Annotated in this window: 3 protein-coding genes; 2 read left to right on the forward strand and 1 reads right to left on the reverse strand. The window is 33.4% G+C overall.

Features of this window, described 5'->3' with window-relative positions; genetic code table 11:
* The first annotated feature begins 316 nt into the window (after positions 1-316).
* Positions 317-679 carry a type II toxin-antitoxin system RelE/ParE family toxin gene (locus FC60_RS09085; RefSeq protein ID WP_056938048.1) on the forward strand — a complete coding sequence of 121 codons (363 nt, stop codon included), beginning with the start codon at positions 317-319 and terminating at the stop codon, positions 677-679.
* Positions 680-682: 3 nt separating this feature from the next.
* Complete coding sequence (locus FC60_RS09090) at positions 683-958, forward strand: helix-turn-helix domain-containing protein (RefSeq protein ID WP_003712497.1); 276 nt, start codon at positions 683-685, stop codon at positions 956-958.
* Positions 959-1154: 196 nt separating this feature from the next.
* Here FC60_RS09090 and FC60_RS09095 read toward each other — a convergent pair.
* Positions 1155-1520 (reverse strand): helix-turn-helix domain-containing protein (locus FC60_RS09095; protein WP_156399321.1); only part of this gene is annotated, 366 nt, incomplete at its 5' end.

The following is a 1520-nucleotide window of genomic DNA, read 5'->3' on the forward strand; positions in this document are numbered from 1 at the left end:
CCCCTGTCAATAAAATAGACAATTTAAATCTAACTCAAGTATCTGGGCCTAGATCAAGTTAGCCGTGAACAAATGTTAGATGAAGTTAAATTTGATTAATTAGCTTTAATATTAGGATCTATCTCTGATAAACTTCAGACATAGGTCCAATTCAATCATTCCTATATAAAGAACAGTATTACGATCGCTTATAATTAATTTTCTCTTTCGTTCTTGGATAACCCCAAAAAGTAATACGTTGTGGATATAATATTTAGTTTCTTCTTTTTGATAGCACATATTGATATTTTAACTAATATATGATATCGTATAATGTATGGAAGAATTAGATTTTGAATTTTATACTCGGCCTAATGGTCATACTGAATTTAAAGAATATTTAGATAGTCTTGACGTTAAAAGTAGAGCAAAATTATTAGCCCGTATTAATATCGTTGCAAAAAAAGGAATTAATATTAGCATTCAACATAATTGGGTTAAGCCTCTTGATAAGAATTTATATGAAATTCGTTCTAGAATCAGTAGTAATCAACAACGTGGACTATATTTTCATGTTGACGGAACCCATTATATAATTACTCACGGTTTTACTAAGAAAACTCAGAAAACCCCTCTACGAGAAATTAAACATGCGAAAGCTTTACGTGATGAATACTTTACTAATCGAAAGGAGCAATAACTCATGAGTAACATTAATTTTAAAGACTACTTAAATGAACAGTTACAAGATCCTGAATTTAAGAAAGAGTTCGAAAATGAGACTACTAAGTTAGAAAGTGCTATTGCTTTAACAAAAGCAAGGAGAGATTCGGGCCTTTCTCAACGTGATTTATCTACTATTTCTGATGTTCCACAATCAACAATTGCACGCATTGAAAGTGGGGCTAACACTAGCATTGATACCTTAACAAAAATTGCAAATGCTTTGGGTAAAAAATTAACTGTTAACTTTTCTTAACTTTGTTTGCTTATATATCTCTATATCCCCATAGAAATTATTAATAAACCATTAACTATTTCGAAAATAAACGATAAAAACTTAGGAAGGGAAGAAACTTCATGAAAATACTTGATGATATTCATGGACTTATATCTACTGAAATTCCTATATCTCATATCGTAGAAATGGGCCTAGAATAAAAAGTGTACAAGTCTTATCTTTTTATATTAAACTTTTTGCGATATCTGATAAAGGTCGTCCGCTTAATCCCGGTATTACGGGCGACGTCTACATCACTCATGCCCGCCTGATAAAGTTTAAAAGCATGTTGTAAGCGGGGATCGTCTTGGGTGTATTGGGGTTTGCGGCCATGATATTTACCCTGCCGCTTAGCTAAGGCAATTCCTTGCTGCTGGCGCTCAATGATTCGCTTACGTTCACTTTCGGCCTGATACTTATAGAGTTCAATAATCAAGTTGGTCATCAGTTGACGTAAGTTAGGATCCGCAATCCCCGTCATGGACGGTAAATTTAACACATCTAGGGTGGCACCCTTATTTTGAATGGTGTTCATGATCTT

Origin of the sequence: Limosilactobacillus gastricus DSM 16045 (assembly GCF_001434365.1) — a bacterium.
Classification (GTDB): domain Bacteria; phylum Bacillota; class Bacilli; order Lactobacillales; family Lactobacillaceae; genus Limosilactobacillus; species Limosilactobacillus gastricus.

Coding starts and splice junctions, on each gene's coding strand:
- FC60_RS09090 (WP_003712497.1), top strand. CDS start 683: ATGAGTAACATTAATTTTAAAGACTACTTAAATGAACAGTTACAAGAT.
- FC60_RS09085 (WP_056938048.1), top strand. CDS start 317: ATGGAAGAATTAGATTTTGAATTTTATACTCGGCCTAATGGTCATACT.